General features: G+C 53.9%; 14 protein-coding genes and 1 pseudogene. 9 read left to right on the top strand and 6 right to left on the bottom strand.

Going from position 1 to position 26,992, the window contains the following annotated elements; translation table 11 throughout:
- Positions 1 to 19 precede the first annotated feature (19 nt).
- Both J3U87_RS34540 and J3U87_RS34545 read left to right on the top strand, forming a co-directional pair.
- Positions 20 to 3,556 carry a serine/threonine-protein kinase gene (locus tag J3U87_RS34540; protein WP_237380698.1) on the top strand — a complete coding sequence of 1,179 codons (3,537 nt, stop codon included), beginning with the start codon at positions 20 to 22 and terminating at the stop codon, positions 3,554 to 3,556.
- Positions 3,557 to 3,872: 316 nt separating this feature from the next.
- Positions 3,873 to 10,670, top strand: a complete 6,798-nt coding sequence (locus J3U87_RS34545; protein ID WP_237380700.1) for a S8 family serine peptidase — start codon at positions 3,873 to 3,875, stop codon at positions 10,668 to 10,670.
- Positions 10,671 to 11,199: 529 nt separating this feature from the next.
- Here the strand turns inward: J3U87_RS34545 and J3U87_RS34550 are convergent.
- From J3U87_RS34550 to J3U87_RS34570, 5 genes are all read right to left on the bottom strand, one after another.
- Positions 11,200 to 12,129 carry a DUF3226 domain-containing protein gene (locus tag J3U87_RS34550; RefSeq protein WP_237380702.1) on the bottom strand — a complete coding sequence of 310 codons (930 nt, stop codon included), beginning with the start codon at positions 12,127 to 12,129 and terminating at the stop codon, positions 11,200 to 11,202.
- The gene (locus J3U87_RS34555; protein WP_237380713.1) at positions 12,129 to 14,315 is read right to left on the bottom strand and encodes an AAA family ATPase; all 2,187 of its coding nucleotides are present in this window, start codon (positions 14,313 to 14,315) and stop codon (positions 12,129 to 12,131) included. Before J3U87_RS34555 ends, J3U87_RS34550 begins: the two co-directional genes overlap by 1 nt.
- A 229-nt stretch (positions 14,316 to 14,544) precedes the next feature.
- A complete protein-coding gene (locus J3U87_RS34560; RefSeq protein WP_237380715.1) occupies positions 14,545 to 14,811 on the bottom strand; it encodes a hypothetical protein in 267 nt (88 codons plus the stop codon).
- Complete coding sequence (locus J3U87_RS34565; RefSeq protein WP_237380717.1) at positions 14,811 to 15,488, bottom strand: tyrosine-type recombinase/integrase; 678 nt, start codon at positions 15,486 to 15,488, stop codon at positions 14,811 to 14,813. The genes J3U87_RS34560 and J3U87_RS34565 overlap by 1 nt, the downstream gene beginning before the upstream one ends.
- Positions 15,489 to 15,495: 7 nt before the next feature.
- The gene (locus J3U87_RS34570) at positions 15,496 to 16,395 is read right to left on the bottom strand and encodes an Arm DNA-binding domain-containing protein (protein ID WP_237380719.1); all 900 of its coding nucleotides are present in this window, start codon (positions 16,393 to 16,395) and stop codon (positions 15,496 to 15,498) included.
- A gap of 471 nt (positions 16,396 to 16,866) precedes the next feature.
- On the opposite strand from J3U87_RS34570, the gene J3U87_RS34575 reads away from it, so the two are divergent.
- The 7 genes and pseudogenes from J3U87_RS34575 (at position 16,867) to J3U87_RS34605 (ending at position 22,938) form a co-directional block, all read left to right on the top strand.
- The gene (locus J3U87_RS34575; RefSeq protein ID WP_237380721.1) at positions 16,867 to 17,709 is read left to right on the top strand and encodes a hypothetical protein; all 843 of its coding nucleotides are present in this window, start codon (positions 16,867 to 16,869) and stop codon (positions 17,707 to 17,709) included.
- 147 nt (positions 17,710 to 17,856) lie between these two features.
- Complete coding sequence (locus tag J3U87_RS34580) at positions 17,857 to 19,044, top strand: hypothetical protein (RefSeq protein WP_237380723.1); 1,188 nt, start codon at positions 17,857 to 17,859, stop codon at positions 19,042 to 19,044.
- A gap of 309 nt (positions 19,045 to 19,353) precedes the next feature.
- Positions 19,354 to 19,893 (top strand): annotated as a pseudogene (locus tag J3U87_RS35530) (ParB/RepB/Spo0J family partition protein); the annotation flags it as partial.
- 364 nt (positions 19,894 to 20,257) lie between these two features.
- Complete coding sequence (locus J3U87_RS34590) at positions 20,258 to 21,145, top strand: helix-turn-helix domain-containing protein (protein WP_237380727.1); 888 nt, start codon at positions 20,258 to 20,260, stop codon at positions 21,143 to 21,145.
- Between the two features lie 570 nt (positions 21,146 to 21,715).
- Positions 21,716 to 22,234: a hypothetical protein gene (locus J3U87_RS34595; RefSeq protein WP_237380728.1), complete on the top strand. Its 519-nt coding sequence runs from the start codon at positions 21,716 to 21,718 to the stop codon at positions 22,232 to 22,234.
- Between the two features lie 15 nt (positions 22,235 to 22,249).
- The gene (locus J3U87_RS34600; protein WP_237380730.1) at positions 22,250 to 22,393 is read left to right on the top strand and encodes a hypothetical protein; all 144 of its coding nucleotides are present in this window, start codon (positions 22,250 to 22,252) and stop codon (positions 22,391 to 22,393) included.
- 155 nt (positions 22,394 to 22,548) lie between these two features.
- Complete coding sequence (locus J3U87_RS34605; protein WP_237380732.1) at positions 22,549 to 22,938, top strand: hypothetical protein; 390 nt, start codon at positions 22,549 to 22,551, stop codon at positions 22,936 to 22,938.
- A gap of 712 nt (positions 22,939 to 23,650) precedes the next feature.
- Here J3U87_RS34605 and J3U87_RS34610 read toward each other — a convergent pair.
- On the bottom strand, positions 23,651 to 26,986 hold the full coding sequence (locus tag J3U87_RS34610; protein WP_237380734.1) for a hypothetical protein: 3,336 nt from the start codon (positions 26,984 to 26,986) through the stop codon (positions 23,651 to 23,653).
- Positions 26,987 to 26,992: the final 6 nt, after the last annotated feature.

The raw sequence follows: 26,992 nt of genomic DNA on the forward strand, positions 1-26,992 counted from the left end.
ATACCCGAGTGGAGGAATCATGAATCATCAATGTGGCAGATATTCCATTATCAGGCCGTTGGGTACAGGTGGAATGGGCGAGGTGTTCCTGGCCCGCGATCCTGTTTCCAACCGTGAGGTTGCGGTCAAGGTGCTGAAAGAGGCAGGTGACTTGAACAAAAAGCTCTTTCTCAAAGAAGTCAAGCTGGCTGCAAGCCTGAATCACGAGAACATCGTCACTATCCATGATGCAGGAGATGAGAAAGACCAGGTTTACGTCTGCATGGAATACATTCGTGGAGAAACCCTGAAGCAAAAGTTGGCGCGGGAAAGTGCCCTGGACAGGGAGCTGGCGCTTCGGATTCTGACCCAGATCGCTGACGCATTGGATTATGCCCACAGGCAAGGTATTGTTCACGGTGATCTGAAGCCTGCCAATATCATGGTGCAAGGTGATCTGAAGGTAAAAATCATCGACTTCGGCGTCGCGCGAGGGGGTCACAGCGCTGTCACCCACGTGTCCGACCAACCCGTCTATATGGGGACTGTAGAATACTCCAGCCCCGAGCAATTATTGGGAAATACTCTGGACGGTCGTGCAGATCTCTATGCGCTGGGGATTCTTGCCCATGAGCTGTTATGGGGAATGCGCCCCCAATTGGTGCCTGATACGAAAGCACTGACCCCCCATGCACATGCCGCCGCACCCAGGACGTACGATGACGGCATCGATGATTTCTTCCTGCGTGCCCTGCATCCAAAACCAGTTTCACGTTTCGAGAACGGCAAGACATTCGTTCGGGCATTGGAGAAAGCACTCAGCGGCCATGACCGGTCGGATTATTGTTTCGTGGGTACGGGCTCGTGGCCCCAAGCGAAGCAGCCCGAAAACTCTAGGCGATCCCGACCGTTCGGCTGGAAGCCCGACAGGCGCCGTATTTTGGAAACTGCGATCGCCGTGCTCGGTATTGTCGTTGCTCTCTGGGGTATGTGGTATCAGGTGGAAACTAAAGAGGAGGGAGTCGACCCGCTCTCAAAACTCCCATCATTGCGGGATGTCAAGGGTTCTATCTTTCTGGGCGATGATCCCGCCGAATATGTAACAGTTGCCCTGATCGGTGTTGATCGATTGGATAATTCCCGCAGCCTCGAACCTCATCATCACGGTCATTTTCGCTTCGATCAGGTGAACATATCTGGTCCCGTGATGCTTACCATCGAAATCCTGGGATACTATCCCCAGACCGTGGTGTTACCCGAGTCCGGTAAGATCATGTTGCAGCCTGAGCAACTGCGCAGACGACCTACGCTGCCGCCGGTGGATATCGTGGGTCACATCACGGTTTCGGGAACGCCGCCCACCCGGGCCCTTATCCGTATTCTGGAAGCAGAATCCCTGGATCAACAGATGCTAGAAAAACGGGATGGCGGTCGCTTCTCTTTCACTGCGGTTCGCGGCTTGAGAGAGCAGCTGCGGTTGGGAATTCTGGTCAATGATTGTTCTCGTGAGCTCTTTCGCACGCTGCCATTTCGCCCCAATGTGCCCATTGATATCGATTTGAGTCTCGACGAGCACTGCCGTGAGGTAGAACAAACATCCTCGTGGGGCGATTTCAGCGGACCCATTCCCGTCGCGCTGCTGGGTTTCCAGAATCTCACTGGAGACGAGGACCGTGATTGGATCGGTGACTCCCTGTTGAGCATGCTGCCCATTCAATTGGGCGCTGCGGGAAGGTTCAAAACCGTCTCCCGAGAAGATACGGCCCTATATGAGAAACACGACCTCACCCAATTGCGGAAAGATGATCTGGATGTCTTTGACCTGGACCGCATCAGGGAAACCCTGTGTGCTGAACTTGTGCTCTACGGCAACTATCAGCGCTCGACAAGCGGTGAGCTCTTTCTCAGCTTTTGCCTGCGTGAAACCAAAACCGCCGCCTATCACAGCCGGTATACCGTCAGTGTGCCCACAGAGCATATGGATCATATCGATAAGCTCGTCGTGGAAACGGATGCTCTGGTTCGCAAAGAATTGGGGCTGCCACCGGTGTCGGCAGAACAGCAGGTACAGGTGCTAAGTGCTTTCTCCAATCACGAGGCCAAGCGATTCTATGCTTTGGGCTCACGAGCACTCCGGGAATTCAAACCTTTTCAGGCACGGGCTCATTATCAGAAGGCGGTAGACAGCGATCCCAAATTTGCTCTGGGTTTCCTCGGTTTGTCTCAGGCTTGCTCAGCTCTGGGCTTTGCGGAAGAAGCCGCGGATTTCGCCGAGAAGGGCTTTATGTTGTCCAAGGCGCTCGATCAGAAGCAGCTCAACGGGGTTTGGGTGAGCCTGCAGGGGCGTTTCCTGGAAACCACCCTTCAATGGGAAAAGGCGGTGGACTATTACACGGTGCTCTGGCAAACATCTGTTCACAACGACCGCCCGGATGGAGATCACGGTCTTTCTCTGGTCCGGGCCCAATTGGGCGGAGGCATGCCCGATAAGGCGTTGGCGACGCTCGATGCAATCAAGAGCCATGATCGTAATTTTTCCACCGTTCTGAGGATCCGGTTGGCGCTGGAGAGAGCACTGGCTCACGGACGAATGGGGGCTTTCGAGGAACAGGAGCGCACGGCTTCACTTATTCTACGCGATCTGGATGATGGGAGCGTCGGAGGGTTGAACACGGCGCCCTTCCGCGCTAGGGTTGAACTCTTGTTATGTGCCGCCAGGGTCATGGGTGGAGGGGCACAGGATCAGTCCTGGCAGCAGCATTGTGACCTGGCAGCCCAGATTTACCAGGACATAGGCGACACAAATGCTCTGGCCAAGGTCAAATCCATCAAAGGCGTTGGCCTGGGTTACAACAACGATCACTTCAGTGCCCTTGCCGCCTTTCAGCAGGCCGAAGCACTTTTCCATGATATCGGCAATCCGAGGGGCCGTATCGAGCAATTATCCAATATTGCGCTCACTCACAGCATTCTCCGCGACCTGGATGGCACCCAACGGGCGAGCAACAAGGCCATCGAACTGGCCAAACAGCTTTCGGCCAAGGGGTTGCTGGCTCACCTCTACCTGAATACCGCGGGAACCTATCTCGAGCTGAATGCCTTCGATCTGGCCGAGGCCATGTATACAGCAGCAATAGGTTCATACAAGAGGCTGGGCACCCCTCTCTATGTGGGTATTGCCCAGGCGGGCATGGGGTATCTCTATCACAACGAGTCTGTTGCCTTAATTGCTCGAGGGGAAAAGGCTCTCGCACGCAAAAGACTTTCCCGTGCGGCCCATTTCTACCGCCTGGGTCTCGAGAGCGGCTGTTTACACGAGCCTGACACTCTTTTCTTCGCCGACAACCTGTTGCGCTATGCCCGCCTGCTGCATGACCTGGACCGCGGTGAACATGCCGCCGACGTGCTGGCCTTTGCACGGCTGCGTTACGACTTGCTGAAAAACGAGGTTCGTGAGCAACAGTTGTTGCAGAGCATTGAAGAATCCCTAAACGGTCCGGACGCCGCACCGAACTGGGTGGCGGTGTTGCTGCCGGGAGACGAAGAGGCGGGAGAGCGATACGTATGCGGCAAATAGGTTTTCATTATATATCAGTGCGGCTTGAGGTGACCCTGTTGGCTATCTCACTCGCTGCTGCCGAGCCCAGTAACCCTCATCATCAGCTGGGGCCCGCAGGTGATGAGGGTAGGTATTTCAATTTCATGGCCAATCCTTGTCCGCTTGTCCGCGATTTCAATGGCGACGGTTGTACCATCGCTGAAGATCTCTACCTGGCAGCACAGCGATGGCTCAAGCCGATAACCGACGATGTGACGGAACGGTGTTTATGGACAGACCTGACCTGCTCTACATCAATGTCAGCTAAAGCACCCTGTCAAAGGTGAGGTAATCAATGAGCTACAACTATTTCCTCCTGATTCTACTGGTCGGCTGGGGCTTGGCAGCCGATGAAATCACCTGTAGCCGGAAATTGGGCCCGGCGCTTCGCATAATCCATCGGTACACATTGCTGCCTGAGAAAAGTAAGACAAGAGGCAGGCAGAATTGGGTCAGACACAGGGTAGCAGCCCTCACAGGCTATCCGCCAGCTTTCAGCGTCTCCGGTGATGCCGTGCTACCGGTTGTCCTGGATTACCACGGTGACCCGGCTCGTCTGGCTCTTAGCGGTTTCCATGCCCAGGCCCGTATCGGCTCTGTGCATACGGGGACCATCGCCGCAGGCAGGCTGTCACACCTGATTGCCCTCGAAGGATTGGACAACGCACGAATGAGTCGGGTAATGAGCCCTGGAAATCAGCAGATCCACGTGCAGAGCAGACTGGAATCGGAGAAAGCACCTCTTGTTGGCGGGGCACCGCTGGACATGGATGTGGGTGCCGGTGTAATTGTGGCCTACCTCGATACGGGAGTGGACATCACTCACAGAGATTTTCGCAATGAAGACGGCTCGACCCGAATTATCTACATCCTCGACCTTTCTCTGCCCGGCGATACGGATGGTGATGGCATTCTGGATGGGAACGGACCATTTGGTGGGACCCTTTTTTCCAGAGCCCAGATCGATCAGGCGCTGAGCAACACAGAAGATTTTCCATCCGTTGATACCACGGGACACGGTACTCATGGTTTGTCCATAGCCGCCGGCAGCAATCCCCTCTTGCCCGGTCTGGCCCCAGGTGCAGATCTGATCGTGGTCAAGGCAACCCGAGTGGAGGGAACACTGGATTTCCATTCCATAGATGTGATCAACGGCATGGCTTTTATCGATGAAGCGGCGGGAGGCCAACCCTATGTGATCAATCTCTCATTGGGAACGATATTCGGCAATCACGACGGCAGCGCCCCCGAGGAAGCGGCCGTCGATGCGCTTACAGGTGTTGGCAAACCGGGCAAAGCGGTAGTGATCGCCGCCGGCAATGCTTCCCAGAACAAAGGCGATCGTTTCAGGCACATCGTTGATAAGGCATTCAACGGCTTGTCAAACGAGCACGTGCTGCATATTCCCCCGTACACCGAACCGATGCCGGGAGAAGGCAATGATCTGGTGGTGATTCATTTGGTCTACGAGGCCAACGATGCGCTGGAAATTTTGCTCACTGCTCCAGACGAAGAGATCAGCCTTCAAGTAGGTGCTTTCGCCCATATCAGCCAGACCACCGAAGCCGGCCACATTTTCATGTCGACCATGGGCGCCAACGGAGGTGCGCGTCAGGCGGTCATCATGATCAGCGAGCAGGATGACGTGACTCCAGCTGCCGGCCATTGGCATATCAGAGTGCAAGGCAGCCGCATAGGAGAGGAAGGCCTGTATCACGGTTGGTTGAGTGAATCTTCGATGGTGGGTGGCGGCTTTCCCCGTTTCGTCGCGCCCGCCGACAATTCCTTTTTGATAGGCAAGCCGGCGGGGGCGTTCAACGGTATTGCTGTGGGTAGCCATGCACATCATGATCCCGGCACCCGGTTTGTGACCCAGTGGATAGACATTAACGGGCGTTCCCGAGTCGACCAGTATGCTGTTCCCGGAAGCATTTCCTCTTTTTCATCTCCAGGTCCAACTCGTGACGGTCGAATCAAGCCCGATATCACCGCACCTGGCGAGCTGGTTCTGGGAGCCGTGAGCAGTCGGGCGATGCCACTGAGTTCGCCCTTTTCCATGTATCGCAATCACAACCTGGAAGATCCGCAGGCATTGCTGACAGCGCCTTTGGGGCAGGCCTTTTATGCCGTCTCCGAAGGCACTTCGTTTGCTGCACCCGTGGTGACAGGATTGGCGGCCCGTCTCCTGTCTCGTTCGGGTGATCTGGATTCGATTCAGATTCGCAATATGTTGCGACATACAGCTCTGGCCGACAAGCAGACTGGGAGCCTGCCCAATGGGCGTTGGGGATATGGCAAGGTAAGCACGGATCTGGCGTTGGATCCTGCCATTCCTCTGCCGTCTGGCCTTTTTATCGAAACAGTTTCCCTGCCAACGACCGCAGAAGGCAGCCAATACCGACAGAGTCTGAGAGCTTTGGGCGGCAGCGCGCCGTATCGCTGGTCTTTAATTGAGGGCACATTGCCTCCAGGACTCACCTTGGGCACCGGGGGGCTGATCTCTGGGATGTGTGTTCAGCCCGGTACTTATGATTTCGTGGTGCGCGTTACCGACAAGGCCACCCCACCTCTCAGTGAAGAACGACCCTTTCAACTGAAAGTACACGTGTTGGAACAGCCCGAAATCGTATCCCGACATCTCGGAGATGGACGTCTGAATCGCTATTACTCCGGCCGATTGGAAGCGAGAGGAGGGGCCGCCCCTTTGACCTGGTCGTTGCAGGGAGGCAAGCTTCCCCCTGGTTTGACATTGAAAGATGACGGCTCGATCGAGGGCATTCCCATCGAAACCGGTTTGTTTGCCATGACACTGGGGGTGACGGATATGGATGGTGCTGGTGATCTTCACAGCTTTACTCTCGATGTCTTCGAGCCCGGAGATCCGGATTGGTACAGCTTGGGGAACCAGTATCTCCAGATCTCGGGAATGAGCTTCGATCCCACAAACCAGGAGCACCTCTTGACCTATTACCGGAAATCACTGATGGGATATATCAAGGAGAGCTGGGACGATGGAGATTCATGGCAGGCGGTCAGTTATATGACGGCATCTGTGGGCGATATCTGGGGAAGTGGAGCCTATGCCTGGATAATAAGCCCTCTGTATCTGTCCATGCGAAACCTGATCAGGCTCGACCTGGAGCGTGGATCTTTTGGAGTCTGGTCTTTTTGTAATGTAGCTACCGGGGGAAAGCTCATGGACCTCACCAGAACCTCCGACGGCCGTACGTTTGTGCTCGGCGATTCCCTAATATGCTCCAATCCACCGTTTTCGGATCCCTATGAGGTAATTTATTCCGAACTTGATACAGATATCTGGCACCGGACCGAGCCTATCGATTTCAATCTTGAGATCGACCCATCCACCCGGGAAGGAAACATAAGCATATTCGACCCGAACCCGGACCATATCTATGTATCCTTCAGAGGCAGATGCCAGGGCGATTGTGACGGTCCCGGCAGCAATCAGACTTATAGGGGCCGGTTATTTTATTCGGCCGATCACGGCAACAGTTGGCAAATGCTGCAGACACCGCTACCGCTTCCACTGGAGGTAACAGTTTCCAGGAACGACCCCGCCGATGTGTTGGCCTTTCCGGTCTGGCCATACTATAACAATGTTCTCTTTCGAAGTCTGGATCACGGTTCTACCTGGCAGATTATATCGATCCCCTACGTCCAGGATATTTACCTCTGCAAAAAATTCGGTGAGCGATTTGTTGCAACCACCGATGAGGGGATGTTTTCCAGCAACGACGGCGGCGCCACATGGACCGAAGTAATGATTCCGGGGATCAACGACATACCCTCGATTCTCGATTTTCACCCTCTCGAACCCCTGTCTTTTTACGTTTATGTAGAAAGTCAGGGTATTTTGAAGACAGAGGATGGTGGCCTGTCCTGGAAATCAAAGAATGGAGGCTTGTTGGATGTACAGCTCAACGGAATGGCTATTGACAGATCGGATCCTGATTCCCTCTTTGTCTCCTCCGTGGACAAAGGCATCTATCTGACAAGAACCGACGGAAAGAAATGGGTTTCCTCGCAAACCGGGTTCCAGAATTACAATTACGGCTCCGGTTTCATCAACACGCTTCCCGTGATTCTGGAAACAGATCCCAATGTGTATGTGTTGAAGAATCCCAATGGATTCTGGGTTTCGAAGAACCGAGGTCTCGAGTGGTTCAGGCCAAATCTCGAATTCGGCAACCGCAATGTCGTCAATAATGGCCGTTATGGACAGGTCGTCGATTTTGCTATTGACCCAAACGATTCCAGCATCATTGCACGTCTGGTCTGGGTGTATCCCGGCAACCCTGCCGTCTATGAGATCGGTGGCCTGTGGGTCTCCGAAGATATGGGGGAAACCTGGAATGAAATCCCGGATATCGACGTGCCGCCGGACCCTTATCAGTCACTCCTGTTTCATTCGGGCGAAGGTATCTCTCGTTTTTCCCGAGCCAGACCCGGGACCTTTTATACCCTGGGGCAAGATGGGTTATATGTTACCGAAGACAGAGGACAACAGTGGTCGTTCCTGAAATCACTGGGGCCGCATTTCTCTTACACCCTGGAGATCTCGGACTCTGCGCCACACTATATTTATGTGGGAGGCCTGACGGGAGTCATGGCCTACGATCCCATAATCGACGAATGGCATCACGGTACGGCCTCTCGCATCAAAAGTCTGGTGGTGAGCCCGAACGATCCGACCCGGGCCATGGCTGGTCTGGTAGGCAGAGGCGGTAATACGGGATTTACCGAACCTGGCGGGCTCATATTAAGCGAAGATGCCGGTCGCAGCTGGTCTACTCTTGCCACCATACTCGACCACCAGAGCATCAGCTCCCTGATCAGTCATCCGACCCGGAGCGGTACCTATTATGCGGCAACCCATCAAGAAGGGGCATTCAGATCTACCGATGATGGTCAGACCTGGGAAAAGCTCATCGACTTCGGCACTGTATCGGATCTGGTGAATGTTTCCGCTGCTTTGGAAGATACCTTACTGATCGGAACGCGAGGCTATGGCGTGCAACTATCCGTGGATGGAGGAAAGACGTTTCTCCCCAGCAGCAATGGTCTGTTGAACCATTATATAAATGCCTTGCTGATCGACACGGAGGACAACCAGACCGTCTACGCGGGAACCGATAAGGGTCTTTTTATTTCTGATGACTTGGCGGCTTCGTGGTCGCCGACTACTTTGACAACCCCACAGATTGCCGATATCGCCATAGACAGGGGTACGAAACCCAGGCGCATCTATCTGGTTTCCCTTACCGATGGGTTCATTTACTCCAACGATGGAGGGCAGACCTATACAACATCGAGTTCAGGGCTCCCTACCCTCAGGCTCACAGGTGTAGAGCTACAGGAGAAAGCCTATGGAAATCGTATCTGGGTCAGTATGATCGGAGGAGATGGGATCGCCTGGTCTGATAATAAGGGTCTTTCCTGGAATGGTGTGTCAGGTCATGGCTCACATGATCGGTGGGTTCTGGATATCATGGTCGATCCGGCTTTACATAACCGTCTCTGGATTGCAGGTATTTCCGGTGTGTTCTATACCGATAATGACGGTGAGCACTGGCATGAGCTCGATCACGGGCTGCCGGCAGGGGTTCCTGTGACTTCATTGTCTTTCGACCCGTTGAACGGAGACCTGTTGGCATCCCTGTATTCCGAAGTAGCGGGAGGTGTTCATCGACTCGGTGGTTTGGGCAAAGGGTGGAGATCCTTTCAGGAGGGATTGACCGAGCCACTGGTCAGCCGACTATCCAGACCCGGGCATCCGAGTGAACGAACACAGGTGGGAACCCGTCCCATCTATGCGGCCACCGCCGGCAAAGGTTTGTTTTCCAGTCTTCTTGCTCAGCCTTCGGAAAATTCGCCAAGCATCATCACCGCGACACTGCCGGAAGGCACGACCCAAGCCACTTATAAATCGACACTTTCTGCCAGTGGAGGCAACCCTCCTCTCCAATGGGCCGTCATTGAGGGAACTCTGCCCCCCGGGTTGGGATTGAACCCCGACTCAGGTATAATTTCAGGTAATCCCGTAGTGGCCGGATCATTTTTATTTGAAGTCCAGGTCACAGATGTCGATCACTCCAAAGACCAAAAGAGCCTGTCCTTGGAAATCAGCGCAAAAGAACCCCCATTGATTTTGCAAAGTCCGTCTGATACGACTGCTTGCGAATCTCAAATGGTTATTTTCCAAGTGACTGCCCGCGGCTCAGCGCCTCTTTCTTATCAATGGAGAAAGAACGGACTGCCTATTAACGCCGCGGATGGTCGGGAATTGATTCTGGGTGGGATCGAATCCTTCGATGCCGGCACCTACGATTGCGTCGTGACTAATCCGCATGGAAGCATGATTTCCTCTCCGACGTCTCTGACAGTGGTCGAACCCGTAACAATTACAGAGCAGCCCACGGGTCAGATCATTTGTCCCGGTGAAGATCTGGTTTGGTGCATCGGGGTGAACGGCGCCGACCCTTTCCAATACCAGTGGTACCACAACGATAGCCCCATACCCGGCGCCCAGGCCTCATGTCTCTCCATCGATGAGGTCTCTCTGGGAGATGAAGGCTCATATTACTGTGTAGTAACCAATCCTTGTGGCCAGGAAACTTCCGTTCAGGCAACGATGACCGTAGGCGGCCCTCTGAGAATCCGCATAAGCTCACCGGGGGCACGAGGTCTGGATCCCCCCGTGTTACAGGCATTTGCAGAGTGTGCCCAAGGTCCTGTGACGTTCACTTGGCAAAACCTGACAACCGGAGACACATCTAGTCTGAATCCTTTCGAACTCGATCCACCCCCCAAGGTAACTACGACTTACGGCCTATCCGCCAGTGATAAAACGGAAACGGTGACTGAGCAAACCACGATTCTGGTTGCCCTGAATGCTCTATATCTCGATCTAGATGGAGATGGTTGCAATACTCTTAGGGATCTTCATTTTCTCATCCTCAGTTGGCGTTCTCCCAATTCTGATGATGTTAATGGCGATGGTTTTATCGATGTCCGGGACCTGCTCTACATCAACACAAGTGAACCTGCGCCTTGCGATCCTAAACTAAAGTAACGGGGGATGACCAAAGATCGTGAGACCGGTAACACTGTGCAGCACCCACAGGTGCTTCAGCGGCGCCCGGATACATTTCAATCCACATCAACGGCATGAAGAACGTGGGAAAACCATTTGTGATCGGGCCATAGAATGAGGGTTTCCGTTTCCCCAGGGGTTCTCTTCATACCTTATGTTTTTCGCTCCAATTGATGGCTCTCCCGCACTTTTGGTGATGGTGAATGAGGTGTTGGTACTCATGGCCTTGATCATCGAAAAGCTTCAACCAAATGATCTCCGTTTCCGTATAGAGTGGCGCTCTCGCCAAGCAGTGCCGGAAAGACCCGACTAGTTTTCCACCCTGGCAATTCGCGGTCTCGCCTCAAGTCTCGTTAGGTCGGGGGAATAATCCTGAAAAATCAGTCAAATTGAGGGAAGAGTCAAAAACCCAGCACAAAAGCCTGCCAACACAAATGCCTGATAAATACTCTACTTAACGTCTCTTTCGAGCTGTTGGTTGAATCTGACGCAATTACCCGGCCGACATTTATTGGTTGCCTTGGCTATTCACAGGCCATTTGGTAAATGCATTCAGGAAGTCTACAAAAGCGCTGACTGGTGCAGAATTTTGAAATGCCGTTTTATTGAGTAATCCAGCTTGATCGATGATCACATTCAACGATCCGCCTGGTTTCTTTTTTTGACCCATGGTAGTCAAAATTGCTTTTTTCCGTTTGCAAGCTGCAGAGAAGGCTTCTTTCTCTTTTTCATTGTCGGTCTCCCAGGAAAACATGTCATCAATGATCGTTTCGGCTTTGGTGTAAAGTTCGTCTTTACTCTCCCTGAACATGGGTGAGACAAGATCCTCCAAGCTTCCACGATCCTGATTGTTCGCCCAAATATAGAATCCCTTGTTGTCTTTGAAGGTACCATGTTGTTGTTCTTGCAATGTCATCGTTTCCAGGGACCACAGGGTATCCTCGATATCTTCAATATTGGCCAAAGCCTGGCTCATAGTTCGCACTGTATCGGTTGCGGGTAAGTGATCAGCATCATAGGTAAACAAATAGTGAACTTCACCAAGAATCTCACCGGCCCCACTCGCAAAAGTAGCCGCATCTGGATGTAAGACTAGAAAATCCTTCAAAAACCCTTTGATAATTTCGGTTTTGTTTTTTCCGCCTGAATTGAACAACAAAATGTAACAATCATTTTTACGCAGCAACCTGTCAGGGAGAAAAAATTTGTGGGCCATGTCCAGCGAAAGGTCTCCCATGGCATGTTTTTCCATACTGGTTTTGAAGAGCTTGTCGAGTGGTGCCGGAAACTCACTAAAGGTAGGATCTTTTCCATTCGCGCCTTTTGCCCGAGTGACTCCGAAGCAGTATTTAAGAACTTGGCGGACGAAGGCCACATCGTGAGGGCCCTCGCAGAAAATGAAAAGGCCCGTCACATGTCGGGGATTCTGGTCCACCATCAGCGAGCCCTCCGCAGGTCTACATCACCCGCCTCCACTAGGCGGCGGAACCTCTCTCCACTGAACTCGCAGGCTTCGATTCTTACCGCTTTTTCGACGAGGGCGCAAGCCGAAAAACCAGTGCTTTCTGGTAGATTTTTAACAAAGGCATCGATACACTCTTTGCTGTGGGTGGTTAAAAATACCTGGACATTGAAGAGTAGGGAAAGCTCGGCAATGAACCCTGCGAAGCCTGTGATCAAATTTGCGTGGATGGCGTTCTCGAATTCGTCGATTAAAACCACACCGTTTCTCGCCGAAGCGAACAAGAGCGAAATGAAAAAGATGCGCTGCAAACCTTCTCCATACTCGGTAAGGTCGAGGGTACTTTCGAATTGGCTGTCGGTGACCAGGAATCGTTGCCATTCATCCACCAACCGCACATCGGTGAGTGTCGGCACAACCTTCTCCTCAATAAATTTTAGGATCATTGGCAGGGACTTGGACTGCACACTTTTGTGATAGAAGCCCATGTAGCGATGAGGTTCATTGAGAAAAAAAGGACTGCTAAAAATGGAGGCGCACAGAAGCTTGATACCATCGGCTCGCGTTTCCCGTTTTCGCCCCTTAAACATCCGTGTAACAGATTCCTGATTCCTACCACCGAAATTAGTAGTTATCTCAATGCTTTTAAGGTAATGAGCCCTGTCGATTTCGCTGTTTTCCTCCAAATAATTCCGAACTTCCACCGAGCATTTTGTGTTGTCGTAAACACCTGAAACGCAGATTTCGTCGGGCAAATTTTCGGCGAACCATTCGGCGTCGAGCTTGTCCTCCGGGATTTTTCCACGCCGTCGCTGGGTTTCCAACAACCCGCTGAAATCATTCTGGCGGCACAGCAAATAAATGGCCTCCAGTAGTGTCGTTTTTCCAGTGTTGTTCAGTCCGGCAACTAGATTGATACGCGAAAGCTTTTCCAGCGACAATCCCTGTAGACGCTTATAAGCTATGACCTTAATCTTCGAAAAATGTCTGTCAATTCGGTCATGAAAGACGGCACGTTGCTCGACACCTGTTGTATCAGTCGCTCGCGTTCGCTCCACGATTGACTGTAATCGGCCGAGATTCTGTTCCAGCTCGGGCACATGATCACCCGCCACATTCAATTGGGAAAGAGTCTCAATTGCTCTGGAAACTTCTTCAAGGGAGGCCTTTTGACGCTCTCTGAAGACCAGGTTGCTGGCACGGTAAGCGGCATTCAAGTCCCTAGAGTGAATGATTTTGTCCATTGCCCTGTCGTCATCCAGCAGTTCGGATAGAGTACGAAGGTCGTCCCGTTTGGTAATGGCGGGTTCTAGGTAATGGTCTGCATAGCTCGCACGACCTTCGTCATCGGTCGTCTCATCCGGCTCCTGTGACATTAGCGAGAACAGCAGGTTGCGGTGCTCCTCATTGTTCGCTTTGTAAGTTCTATCATCCCATTCGAGCCACTCTTTCAACTTTTGGAGGCGGACAGCTTCGCGAAAGATGGAAAACAATGATTCCTGAAATTGATCACCATAATCCGAGTCGCGGTACTGGGCGCAAAGGGATAGAGCTCTTAAACTGCGCCGAAGTTCCACTTTACTGATACCGATGCGGCTGCAGATTTCCTCTTCGTCAAGTTGATATTCATTCGAAAGTTTCTCTAGCAGCTTTGCTTGGTTCCACTCCGCCCATTTTTTATTACCACTGATATGTTTCAAGGCCATTAAAGTCAAATGATGAAGCTCGTTGCTGTCTTCGTAGATGACGACTGGCACATTCTGGAAGATCTCAGGATTGAGTTCGCCCAACTCAATCCCTTTTTCCTTTCGTTCGGTTTCCAAATGCTTTAGAGCGGCGATACGTCGGTTGCCTTCAACAATGACAAATCCGTCGCTGGGCAATCTTCGAATTTGAATTTGATCGACAGGAAGATAGCCGTTTTTCTTGAAGCTGTTAAGCAGGTCTTGAATGTGCTGGTTTTTGGGGCCGCAGAGCAGCTTAGCTGTTCGTCGTTGAACATCCCCATTTTGGATGTCTGCTTCTTGAACTTCAGTAAAATCGGGGTGGTTGATCAGGCGGTAGTTGTTGGGGTCCAGGTAAAGATCGTGGAGATCGTAACGCTTGGGCGCCGGGTCGAATGAGTCTATCTCTGACTCATGGATAGGAAATTCATCAGACATGAAAAACTCCTAGACTAGCTCATTCTGATGCAAACTTGCGAAGTGGTCAATGCGAATCCTGAAAGAATGAATTGGTGAAAAAGCAGAAACTGAGTGTGGGCTCATCTAGCCGTCGGGAGCCATCGTTGAAAAAAATCCATGGATTTATTGAGCTTCCTCAATCGAGATCGATGGAAGCGCCTCAATGGTGAGGCTGCCCCCTCTCTCACTTCAGCTTCGAGCTTGCGACTCACATGTATGATGAAGAAATGTATTCAACAACTCCTTCCCGCAATTGTTCCTCATAACTCTTGACCAACACCGCACCAAGCACGTTCATAAACTTGGGAAGTGCTGCCTTTCGTGCCGCTTCCGGCGTAGCGTATTCCATGGTGTGTCGATTGAAATCATGCGCCACTACCTGTCCAAACTGTCGGATCGTCCACGTGTACCCCAGTCCGAAAGGTATGACCACAATCTCCGGAAGTCCGGCCGCACGTCTGATGGGCTCACTCATCACGCCACCTCCCCAATACGCTCTGATTGGGAAGTGAGCATGTGCAGGGCTTCCACTGGCTCAAGTCCCAACTCCAAAGCGTATCGCTGCAATTTCCGCAATGCCTTGGTCTTGTCAAAGGTGACAGATTCCCGTTTGATTGCTCCAAGGTATTCGGCTCGCCGTTCAAGGATAAAGTCACACACCTTTTGGAAGTGAACCCGCTCTTTGGTGGGGTTGAAGTTGGGGGAAATGTAGCCACCGGTCACACCCCCTTCAAAGTGGTGATTGAGGAGTCTCTTGACTTTCAAAAAGCCCAGTCCCACTTCATTGGCAATGCTGGCAAAGGTTCTTCTGGTGGCATGGGGTGAGAAGGGAGAACCAACCAGATCAGCAATCACCGGAAACAACTGTTTGGTTCGGGAGATCGGTTTGTTTGCGTGATGAACGCCGGGGAGGACATACGGATTGGTTGAGGTGCGGTTTTGATGAAGCCGCTTGAGCAAGTCGAGTGGATAGGAACTCAACGGCACGATGTGGTCACATCCGTTCTTGGTCCCTCTGAACGCTTCCGGTGACCGATTCTCTTGGTCTGGGATGGTTCCCGGCAGACGAATCAATCCTTGTTCCAAATCAACGTATTCCCACTTGAGGTATCGAGCCTCAGAAAAACGAAAGGCACAAAACAGCGACAACAAGAGGAGATCACACGTGCGTTGGGTAAGTAGCGTGGTTTCTCACCACATCATTGGTGATGTCACTGGTGGTCATGCCACTGGCGGTGATGTCATCCTTGGTGATGACGCCGATGGCGGGACACTCGATGAGGGTATTGGTCTCGTTGTTTGCGTCAACCGAAAGAAAACCGTCTCGGAGTCGTTCCAGCGTCACCACAAATTTTCCCAACAGATGCGAGGGAATGACGGGACGGTTTGGACGGTTTTTTTGAACGCCGTCGAGTAATTCCCGCACTTCGGGAATGGGACTGGTTCCGAGCAATCTTTTTTCATTGGAGTCTTTGAAGATCGGCGCACAGGTCGTCCAGATATTGCCAAAGACCTTGAGCATCTCAAAACAACGCTCACGAGCCGTTTCCTGTACGAGGTAAAACTGGGCTTCGATCATCTCGGGAGTGATCGAACGGATATCTCGACTCATCCAGTTGGGAGCAAACTGGTGGGTGATGACGTTGCGATACTTCTTGAGGGTCATGGGAGCTAGTTTTTTCTTTTCTTTGATTGCAAAGAACTCATCAACAGCATCCTTGAGCATGATGCGTTGCGATGCTTTGGCCGCTTGACGTTGTTTTTTTTCTTCTCTCGGGTCAATGCCCCGCTCACAGAGGTTGGCGAGTCTCCGGGCTTCTTGTCTGGCTTCTTCGATCGAAACAGCCGGAAAGGCACCGATCGTCAAGGTAACCGGAGAGCCTTTGCGTCCGGATATCCGTTTCTCGAATTGAAACACTGATCGCTTCAACCCAACCCGGAACTTGAGACCCGACACTTCGGTGTCCTTCACGCTCGAATCAAAAGTTTCCCCATTGCCAAAATCACGCATAAAGCTGGAAAGATTGGTTTTGTTGAATCTGATTGCTTTGGTTTTCATGAGAACTTCTCCTTTTGTCTTCAGATTGCAAAAAGGAGAAAAGCGCTTTTCTCTGTCCGACTCATGTCCGACAAATCCAGTCTAATCCTTTGGATTTACCAAGATCAAATCAGCACTCACCGGTCTTCTTTACATAGCACAACTTACTTAAAACAATTGTGTTACCAGCAATCAGGAGACCATCCCCGAAACGGACGTATTTCATATCTGTGGCCCGCCCAGGGCGCCGGGCCGACATTTTTCGACGAACTCCCCGCACATCCGCCTCTTTATGTTTTCGTCTTCATCTTTGAACTTTACGTATTTTGCCACACAAGAGAAAAACCAAAAAAACAGGAACACCCCCCCAACCAAAAAACCAAGAAAAAAATACTCAAGTACATTTTTTTTAAAAACCACCCCACCAGCAAGGGCTGTCCCCCGAGCGATATAGGCTGAAAAGGAGGAATCCATTTACATCGGGGGTGCACCATGACAAAAGCCCGTTCGAGCATTGTGAAAGATGGCGTCGAGGGAATCTACCACTGCATCTCCCAGTGCGTTCGTCGAGCCTTTTTGTGTGGCAGAGATACTCATACCGACCGAAACTACGAATATCGAAAGCAATGGCTCCGCCACCGTTTGATCGACCTCACCGACATTTTATTAATCGATGTGTGTAGTTACGCGTTTATGGGCAACCATCTACATGTTATCTTGCGAAATCGCCCCGACCTTGCCACAACCTGCTCCGGACAAGATATCGCGCGCCGTTGGCTATGCCTGTTCCCCAAGCGTCGCAATGCTATAAATCAACCCGAGCAACAGAGTGCCGAAGAACTTGCAAGCATTCTGGTGGAGAATGGACGGGTTACCACCAGAAAAAGTGAGGTAATGATGCAAGTTACTTGGAGCGATCTGTATAAACAGATTGACACGGTGATTCCTTCGTTTTCAAAAAAAGCAGAGAATTCTTTTTTCTTCACTCCAGATCGGTTAGACGAAATACTCAAGTCCGAAAATTTCACTTGCTCACCATTAATCCCCACTTCAATAAACAACGACACAGATAATCAGTTATTCAGAAAGCACTTTAGCAAAATCTTCCCAAGTGGATTGATATACCTTGTAAACGATTCGTGTTTTTCTTCGGGTGGTTCACCTTATGCAACTGATGCAAATCAGATAGGTACTTTTTTTGAATACTATCTAAGTAAAAGGAAAAGATGTTTTTTTGACGGAGGGGACGTTATTATTCTCAACTTTGACACATTAAGAGTAGGTATATATCATCACTCGGAATATACATATCATTATTCAGTTTCTCCAAGCTAGACGCCAGCCGGAAAGGCTGGCGTCTTCCCGTGAACGTATTTCGTCATTTTCTTAAATGTTCGAATGCGAGTGTATTTCCGAGAGAAGCATCGCGGGATAAGGTATTCTCTTCGGGTCAACATCAATGTTCGCAGGTTGCTATCTCTCATGGACCCTATGACTCCCTTCCCACATCAACTCGAATTGATCTCCTTTCCCGATTCCGACTTCGCCTACGTGATTGACGAACTCCTCAATCTTCTCCATTCTTTCCCGGAGATCCTCGAACGGCTCGAAGCTGACCTCGACCGCCATGCACTGGTCTTGAAACAAGCGCGCCTCAATCACCGTCGCGCTTGTGCTGGAACCCCACATCTTTCCGGGCTCGACGATCCCAATTCCGTCGAGGCCATGACTCCCAGCGAACTGAAGCTGGGCATCGGGCGACGCCGAATGTCCCCCCAAGACGTCCTGTTCTGCTTGGTCTGCCGGTATTATCTCGATGGCGTGAAATCCGTTTCGGCCCGGGGTTTCTTTGCCGAATCCCGCACCGTTGCGCGCTATTTCTGGCAGCAGGGGCGGTCATGCCCGGCGGGATCGACCATCACGCACAACGTCAACCTCGTCAGTCAGGCCACGCTGGTTTTGGTTTTGGACCGGATCGTCACAACGATTCGATCTCGGAACCTCGATGACTTCGCCGAGGTCACCCTCGATAGCACTGCCGTTCGGGGCAACACGGCCTGGCCTGCCGATTCCGAGCTGATCGCCAAGATCGCCCGGCGCCTTCACCGAGGCCTCTGCCAGCCGATCCTGGAGAACGTCGCTACTTCGATGGCATCACGAATCGGCGTCCGGTGCGAAGACATCGAAGCAGCCCGCCGATCGATTGCCTTGGCTTCGGGTAAGGGCGCGAAGGTGGTTCGCCAACACCACTACGGGCTCATGATCGATGCGGCCGAGTACCTGTCCCAAGAGATGGGCGGGATCCTTGACCACCTTGCCACCTGGGAGCACGGCCACCGGCCTGGCAGCCGGGGCTATCAGCGTTGGATGGAATGGCAAGCGCGGATGACCGAAGATGTGTCCCAGCTCGATTCGTTGATTCACACGACGTGTCGTCGGGTGATCGAGCAAGAAAAAGTCGGGACTGCCGAACGGGTTCTCAGAGTGGTCGATCCGTCGATTGCGTGGATTGAGAAAGGGGGACGCGAACCCGAAGTGGGTTACCGAGTCCAGGTCGCCAAAAGCGCCCGTCAATTTGTCGTGGCGGGCTCGAAACCCCGACTACTGGCGCCGCCGCCCACCCCGGAAGCGCCCTCCGGCGAAGTTTGCACCAGTCCCCAAGCCGCGTAAACCAACCCAAGCAGGCCGACCGTCTCATCGCGATCGCAATGAGGACGCGTCAACACAGCAACTCACTGTGAATATTCAGGTTCTGGGACGGCAGGGCGACAGAATGCGCGTCAATGAGGACGTGTCGAGATGCCAACCTGCTGAAAGTGAACATCTTATACGGATCCACGTGAGCGGTATGGCAGCGGTCAATGAGGATGCGTGACTGCATGAATTCAACGCTATTACCGAATGTTGATCGACCAGCAACACGCCGGTGTCAATGAGGACTCGTGCCCATCCTCCGCCGCACCGTTTAGGCTGGGACGCATGACTGCCACCAAACCCCTTCACCGCGCATTGGAAGTCCATCAACTCCAACGACCCTTCGGCCATCACCGAATCTTCGATGGTGCCGCCATCGATGCACTTGCTCGCGATCTCGATCGCCGAGGCCAACTTGTACCGGTCTCGGTGGCTCGAGGCGCCGACGGCCAACTGGTGCTGTTGGACGGCTATCGTCGGTTGGCGGCACGCGACAAGCTGCGTCGTGACACGGTGCAGTGCGAAATCTGGCCGGGAGACCCGACTCAGGGTCTCCTGACCCTGCTGGCACGGATGGGCGGCCGTTGCTGGGACGCACTCGAAGAAGGCCTGACCCTGCGCTATCTCCACGAAGAACGGGGCATGACGGCTGAAGCGATCGCGCAGCAATCCGGCCGCAGTCAGAGCTGGGTGCGGAGTCGGTTGCGGTTGGTCTCGGAAGTGCCCGAGGAAGGCCGCACGGCGGTGATGCAGGGACGGCTTTCTCCCTGGGTCGCCGTTCGGGTGATGGCGCCGTTGACTCGCGCCAACCCGGCGCATGCGCGCCAGGTCATCGAAGCGGCGGCCAAGAACGGGCTCAGCAGCCGCGAGTGGCGTGATTGGTTCGAGGCCTACCGGGGCGCCAATCAAGTGGTGCGCCAACGTCTGGTTGACCAGCCGCGACTGTGGATTGAAGCCAAGCGAGAACGCGAGCTGGCTGGTGAAGGCCGTCAGCTCGCGGAAGGGCCCGAGGGAAAGTGGCGAACGACCTGTCGCCGCCTGGCGAATGGACTTCGCGGCTTGCGCCGGCAACTGCCGAGTCTGTGCCAGGGCCTGGACGAGACGGGTTGGGCCGCCGCGATGAGCGACGTCGCGAAGGTGACGCGGGAGTGGGAGGCATTGCAGAAACAATTGGAAAGGAGACAGCACGATGTTGTCAGAACCCATTCGGGAACAGATCAAGAAACTTCATCAGCAGGGCACGCCGCTGCGGGAGATCAGCCGTCAGACGGGTGTCTCGCGCAATGCGATTCGACGCCTGATCCGTCGCCGAGCGGAGGAGACCCCGCCTCCGGCCACGAGTCGACTCCATCGCCACAGCGAGCTGATCCACGAAATCTTCCAGCGCTGTCGCGGCAACGGGACGCGCGTGCACGAAATCCTCGAACAGGAACACGGAGTTCGGGTCGCCTACAGCACTCTGACGCGGTTTCTTCGCGAGGTTCACCTACGTAACCCGCCCGCTTGCAAAGGGGTGTATACCTTCCAGCCCGGCGAGGAAATGCAGTTCGACACCTCGCTCCACCGAGTCCTCATCGATGGCCGCATCCAAACCCTGCAGTGTGCCGCCTTGGTGCTGGCCTACTCGCGCACCCTCTTCGCCGCCTACTATCGCCGATTCCGAATTTTGATACCGACGCTGGAGGCGAGGGTCTTCGACCAAGGCTTTGAGTTGCTGGAGTCGGTCTCGGGGTTCTGTATTCTCGAAATACTGCTCCAACTTGGAGAAGAAGTCGATGTTGGGGTTTTTGATGAGTTCGGTTTCGGACACGGGGGCGATGCGGATTTTGTGGGACTCGATGTGGAGGACTTGATAGACCTCCGGTCTTCCTTCAAGAGTGATGAAGACATCATGGCCGCCGCGGAATTCTTTGCATATCTCATAATGGCCTGGCGACCTCACCGGCTCGAAGGGATAGTCCTGCACCCGGGATTCAATGTGATCGGCAGTGAGTATGCCGATGAGTCCCCAATTCGGGAATTCGCACTTCCATTCTTTTTCGACAATCATACACTGCCCTACCCATCAACAACCTGATTAGCCATATGGATGTGTATATGGCAATAGCCTTTTTTGGAGCTCCGATCAGAATTTCTCGGAGAATATTTTGGCGCGAAGTATAGCGTTATCCCAAGGCCTTGCATATCAGTTTTTAAGAACGTCCATAATTCCCGAAAGTCACACAACCCCAATAACATTTCAAACTACCGCCGACACAGATTTACCTGCCCTTTCATGGTCACCACTGCTAACATGCTTCCCCAAAAACGCAGCCATCTGATTCCCGCGGGCAGAGTTCCGCGCTGCGGCCTCTCGAGGTTTCGTCATTAAGGCGAGCATTACCACGAGTGGGGGATTGCACCGAAAATGACTCGATTGCCCCGCTCCTCAGCATTCTGAGTTCAAACAACTCACACCAGATAGCGGTGAGAGGGATTACAGCCAATCAAGACCACTTAAAGCAGTCTTTTTCCAAACACATTGACGCTATTTCGAGATATAATTCCAACATTGATTTTCCCTGGTGGGCACGCGTTGGTAAAAAACGGATTTGTCCTGTGCATTCTATTCTCGGTGGGATATCCCTCTTTTGGACGGTTCATCTCCGTGGATCCCGAAAGAGAACTGCACAATCCCTATAGCTATGTGGCAAATTCCCCGTTGAAGGCCACCGATCCCACGGGAAAATTGATCGAGCTGGTGTTCATCCTCAATGACGAGGATAAAAAAGCGTTTGCCAAACGAGGGATCTCCGAATACTCGGTCATAGAGGGGGTTCTTCAGGTGTACCAACAAGCCGGTGTCGATGTTCACGTCCGCATCAAGGAATCTTGGGATCCCTTTGAAATTGTCCCATTGAAATACGGAAGCATCGGATCGTATGACCTCCATAAGCAAACCGGACCGGACAAACCCTATGCCCGCGCTCTGATTGTATTTGACTGGGAAGGCCGGAAATCGGAAAGTTACTCCAGAAAGGTCGTGATCGCCCCTCGTGAAGCGGGGATTGGGCTTTCCAAAGAAAAGTTTGTGAACTGGCTGATCAATGTAGTCACCCATGAAACGGGGCATGAATTTTTGCCCGGGCACTCCGGCGATGCCTTAGGGCCCACTTATTGGTACTAGGAACCGGGAACGGTGATGGATAACGTTCAAGTCGGGCAAGAAGTAACCAAAGGCGAGAACAGAGAATACTTTTCCGAGAAAGATGCCGAACGCCTGAGACTGTTCAATGAAGATCAGTTCGAGCCGCCCAAACCCGTTCCTCAAAGTAAAGTGCAATGAGAGCACTCCAATTGAGAGACACGTTCGCCAGGACCACCAAGAGGAAGGTCTTCTTCTCCGTCCTCCTTCTGGGGCTTTGTGTCTGGGTGGGATCCGGGTGTATTTTTGGCGCTCGGGCTATCCAGCGATCATATCCGGAGGCCTTCACCGGGCAAATGGAACTCCTGGGGGAGCTGGCAGCAGACTACCGTATCGATACCTCTGCCCAAGAATACGGATTAAGTCCAGAAATACAGGAGCTTTTTCCGGATGAAAATGATCTGAGCAGAGTGCTTGCGGAGTCCGAACGACAAGGCTTTTCTATTTCTCCCGATCTGAATCCCTCCCGCCACATCATTATGAAACGCTATGAGGTTCCCATGCTCAATCTCTTTGTGGGAGGCGTGCAAGAGGGATTTGAAGCCAGCCAGGTTTCACAACTGTATGGCTGGTCGCCAATAGGATGGGTACGGCTCTTTTCGGCAAAGGAAAACGAGAGGAGCATTTTTAAAAACTGGATGATGGCGATGATTCGGCGATACGGAAAAGATGCAGGCAACTCCTAATTCCTCCAGCTTTCCGGCTGCTGTTTGATTGGAGAAACCTTTTGTGGCTCCTTATCCGGTGACTCCGGCTGCCACCCCAATGCCCTCGCCTGCTCGATGAGCTCCTGCCCTTCAGCACTGTACCAGGGGATGAGCTCTCTTTCCTTACCTGGCTGATTCAGCCCTTTTCGTAGTACCCAAGTGGAAAAAACCATGCTCTTCATACCAACTTTTTCCTCTTGGCGCGCCTCGCAACATTACAGCCCATCTCCCAGACTTCGAATATCGTCTACTGGACCCTGTTCAGCACTCTGGATACTGTATCAAATTCGGATGACCGGGGCGATCCACTGGAATCCTGTATCGAACATTTGACCGTTTCCGGCAGTCATCTTCAACTGGCCAAATAAAGGCCCAATCCAATCTCACCAACTCATACAAGTGCAGCGCAGCATTCGCCATCCCCACTCCAAAGGACAACCTCCATCCAGGGCTCAGGATCGGCAGTTCTATCGCACGCGCCGAGAAAAACGTAAAAACCACGCCGCTATTTATAAAACTTCGGTAATCCGCCCTGATGTCGGAAATATGTCGGACAACTAAATCGCCAAATCTACAATAGATTAATTTACAACAGCTTACACAAAAAAAGGCGCCCGCATGAGGGCGCCGGAAAGGTACTAAGGGAAACCCGAGGGCTCCCCTTAGGAGGATGAAAAAAGGTCCTAGGAGATTATTCCGCGGTTACCGGTACGGTGACGTACAGGAAGGCGGGCGACACACCCGGGTAGGTACCGCGCAGCAGCACGACGGAGGCGGGCTGGGTGCTGGTGACCTCGATCAGGGAGCCGGGGTTGTCGGACAGGTTTTGTGCGGTGAAGGTGTAGAGCTGCTTGGCGCCGGAGGCCAGGCCGTCGACGATCGTCGCGGAGGCCAGTTCGTTGCCCATCGCGTCGCGCTGCGTCACGGTGACAGTGGCGGGCTGCGGGCCGACGTTGATCAGGGCCAGGCCGTCGAAGACCAGGTTCCAGTCCGCGGCGTAGAAGCTGAATTTGGTGTAGGCGGCGCTGCTCTCGTTGAGTTCGGCGGTCGCTGCGGCGTCCACGTCGGCACGGTAGGAGGCGGTGACGGTCACGGCTTCGGAACCCTCGATGAAGAAATGGCTGACGTCTTCACCGAAAAGGTCGTTGTTGGAACTCACGACGATTTCACCGGCAGGTACGTTCGCGGTGCGCGGCGTCAATGCGGAACCGTCCAGGGCATAGGGATGCAAGGTCATCGAAGCATCGGCCGAACCAGTGTTGTACATGTGCAGGTTGGTTTGGAAACCGGCGTTCAGGCGGGTGACGTGACCCACCCAGCGGTCGGTGGTGACACCGGTGTTACCGCCGGCGCCAGTGTGGTCGTTGACGTCCAGAGCGGTCCAACCGTCGGTCCAGAGCGCGCCGGAGGGGCTGAAGGCACCGCGGTAGGAAACGGTGGTGAAGAAGGTGTCGTCGGGCTGGGTCGCACCGGAAGCGGCCGGACCGCCAGCGGAAGGACGCGGGTTCAGGCCTTCGTCCTGAGTACGGCTGATGCCGCCCAACTGGGGATCGGCGAAGCTGTTGCTGTTGTCGGTCAAGTGGGTGCGGAGGAAGTCCTGGGGTACGGCGGTTTCCACGGTGTTGCCCGCGGCGAAGCCCCACCACAGGTTGTTCTGCAGCGCCAGATCGCCACCTTCCAGGCGTTCGCGGCTGTCGGCACCCTCGATGTCTTCGACGCTCACGGCGTTGCCGCCGTTGGCACCGTTGTAGTCGGTGATGATGGAGCTCATGTAGATGCCGCCCGCGTTGTCGCGGAAGATGATGGCTTCGGAACCGTCACCGGAGGGGAAGGCGTTCACGCCGGGGCCGATGTAGGTTGCGTTGACGATGTAGGGGCGAGAGAACGGCTCGGCGGTTTCCTGAACGGTACCACCGTCGTGCTCACCGACACGACCAGCGGAATCGGCGGACTGAACGGCGAACCAGAACTGGTTCTTGCCGCGCCAGCCTTCGTCGTAGTCGAAGCCGTCGTCACCGCAGAACGCGGCGATCAGGTACTTGGTGTTGACGGTGCCGCCAAACCACTCGAAGCCGTCATCCAGGTTGGCGTAGACTTCGACGTACTCGATGGTGGTCCCGGAACCGACGGCACCCATGGTCAGACCGTTGATTTCGTCACCGGTACCCAATACGGAACCGGCGTGACGGATGGACACGTAGCGCAGGCTGCCGGAGTTGTCGGCATCGTTGGCGTCGGCGGCATCGGCCACACCGTAGGCGCCGCGCGCCTCGTCGGTGGGAATCCCTTCGATTTGACCTTCACGGCCACGGTTGGTGGAAGCGCGACCCAACAGGATGATGCCGCCCCAGAGGCCGCGGTCGGTGGGACCCAGGTCGGTGGGGTTGCTGATGTCGTCCAGGTTGGAAGTGAACACGATCGGGTTTTGGGCGGTACCGTTGGCGATAAGCTGACCACCGCGAGCCACGATCAACGCGGACGTGTTGTCGTCGCTGCTGGTCGGGGTTTGCAGGGCTTTGATGACGGTACCGGGTTCGATGGTCAGGGTGGCGCCTTCCTCGACGAAGACGAAACCGTCGAGCAGGTACTCGGTACCGGCGCTCAGGGTGCGGTTCTCACCGGCGTTGATGAACGCGTCGGTGATGGTGACGGTTTCGCCGGCGGGGGTGTGGCCGTTGTCGGACAGCGCGGTCCAGCCGTTGGTCCACAGGTCGGCGCTGGGCGCGAAGGCACCCTTGTAGTCGGTGGCGGTGAAAAAGGAGTCGCTGGGAGGCGCCACGGCACCGCTGGTGGCGGCGGCGTTGCTGGGACGGGGGTCGAGACCGCCGTCGTTGGTGCGGCTCACGGAACCGTAACCGGGATCGCCGAACGCGTTGTTGTTGTCGGCGAGGTGGGTGCGGAGAAAGTCCTGGGGTACGGAATCTTCCAGGGTGTCGCCGGCGGCGATCATCCACCACAGGTTGTTGGTCAGGACCAGGTCGCCCTGCTCCAGGCGCTCGCGGCTGTCGGCGCCTTCGATGTCCTCGACGGTCACGGCGTTGCCGCCGTTGGCACCGTTGTACATGGAGATGATGCTGTTGCCGTAGGTACCACCCGCGTTGTCGCGGAAGATGATGGCTTCGGAACCGTCACCCTGCGGGAAGGCGCCGGTGCCCGGACCGATGTAGGTGGCGTTGTAGATGTTGGGAGTGGAGAACGGCTCGGCGGTCTCTTGAACGGTACCACCGTCGTGCTCGCCCACACGGCCGGCGGAGTCGGAAGACTGAATGGCGAACCAGTACTGGTTGTTGCCGCGCCAGCCTTCGTCGTAGTCGAAGCCGTCGTCACCGCAGAACGCGGCGACCAGCCACTTGGTGTTGACCGTACCACCGAACCACTCGAAACCATCGTCCAGGTTGGAATAGACTTCGATGTGCTCGATCACGGTGGAAGAACCCACGGCACCGAAGGTCAGACCGTTGATCTCGTCGCCGGTACCCAACACGGCCCCGCCGTGACGGATGGACACGTAGCGCATGACACCGGAGTCGTCGGCATCGTTGGCGTCGGCTGCATCGGCCACACCGTAGGCACCGCGCGCTTCGTCGGTGGGAATCCCTTCGATCTGTCCCTCACGGCCGCGGTTGGTGGAAGCGCGACCCAACAGAATGATGCCGCCCCAGAGGCCGCGATCGGTGGGACCCAAGTCGTTGGGGTCGTTCACGTCGTCGGCCTTGGCGGTGAAGATGATGGGGTTTTGGGCAGTCCCCTCGGCCTGGATCTTGCCGCCACGCGCGACGATCAGGGCACTGGCGTTGTTACCGGTGGTGATTTCATTTTCAGGCAGAGCTTTAATGATCACGCCCGGTTCGATCACCAGGGTGGCGCCTTCTTCTACGAACACATAACCGTCGAGCATGTAGGTGTTGCCCGATTCCAGGGTTACGGTTTCGCCTGCATTGATGGAGGCGTCGTTGATCGTCTCCTGGGCAAAGGCCGAAATGGGTAACACGAATAGCCATAACCAGTAGGCTAACTTGGGTGACATGAAACT

This window comes from Sulfidibacter corallicola (assembly GCF_017498545.1).
Lineage (GTDB): Bacteria > Acidobacteriota > Holophagae > Acanthopleuribacterales > Acanthopleuribacteraceae > Sulfidibacter > Sulfidibacter corallicola.

Bases quoted from the DNA above. Each gene is read 5' to 3' on its own strand.
- J3U87_RS34540 (WP_237380698.1), top strand. From the start codon at position 20: ATGAATCATCAATGTGGCAGATATTCCATTATCAGGCCGTTGGGTACA.
- J3U87_RS34545 (WP_237380700.1), top strand. From the start codon at position 3,873: ATGAGCTACAACTATTTCCTCCTGATTCTACTGGTCGGCTGGGGCTTG.
- J3U87_RS34550 (WP_237380702.1), bottom strand. From the start codon at position 12,129: ATGGTGGACCAGAATCCCCGACATGTGACGGGCCTTTTCATTTTCTGC.
- J3U87_RS34555 (WP_237380713.1), bottom strand. From the start codon at position 14,315: ATGTCTGATGAATTTCCTATCCATGAGTCAGAGATAGACTCATTCGAC.
- J3U87_RS34560 (WP_237380715.1), bottom strand. From the start codon at position 14,811: ATGAGTGAGCCCATCAGACGTGCGGCCGGACTTCCGGAGATTGTGGTC.
- J3U87_RS34570 (WP_237380719.1), bottom strand. From the start codon at position 16,395: ATGAAAACCAAAGCAATCAGATTCAACAAAACCAATCTTTCCAGCTTT.
- J3U87_RS34575 (WP_237380721.1), top strand. From the start codon at position 16,867: ATGACAAAAGCCCGTTCGAGCATTGTGAAAGATGGCGTCGAGGGAATC.
- J3U87_RS34580 (WP_237380723.1), top strand. From the start codon at position 17,857: ATGGACCCTATGACTCCCTTCCCACATCAACTCGAATTGATCTCCTTT.
- J3U87_RS34590 (WP_237380727.1), top strand. From the start codon at position 20,258: ATGTTGTCAGAACCCATTCGGGAACAGATCAAGAAACTTCATCAGCAG.
- J3U87_RS34600 (WP_237380730.1), top strand. From the start codon at position 22,250: ATGGATAACGTTCAAGTCGGGCAAGAAGTAACCAAAGGCGAGAACAGA.
- J3U87_RS34605 (WP_237380732.1), top strand. From the start codon at position 22,549: ATGGAACTCCTGGGGGAGCTGGCAGCAGACTACCGTATCGATACCTCT.
- J3U87_RS34610 (WP_237380734.1), bottom strand. From the start codon at position 26,986: ATGTCACCCAAGTTAGCCTACTGGTTATGGCTATTCGTGTTACCCATT.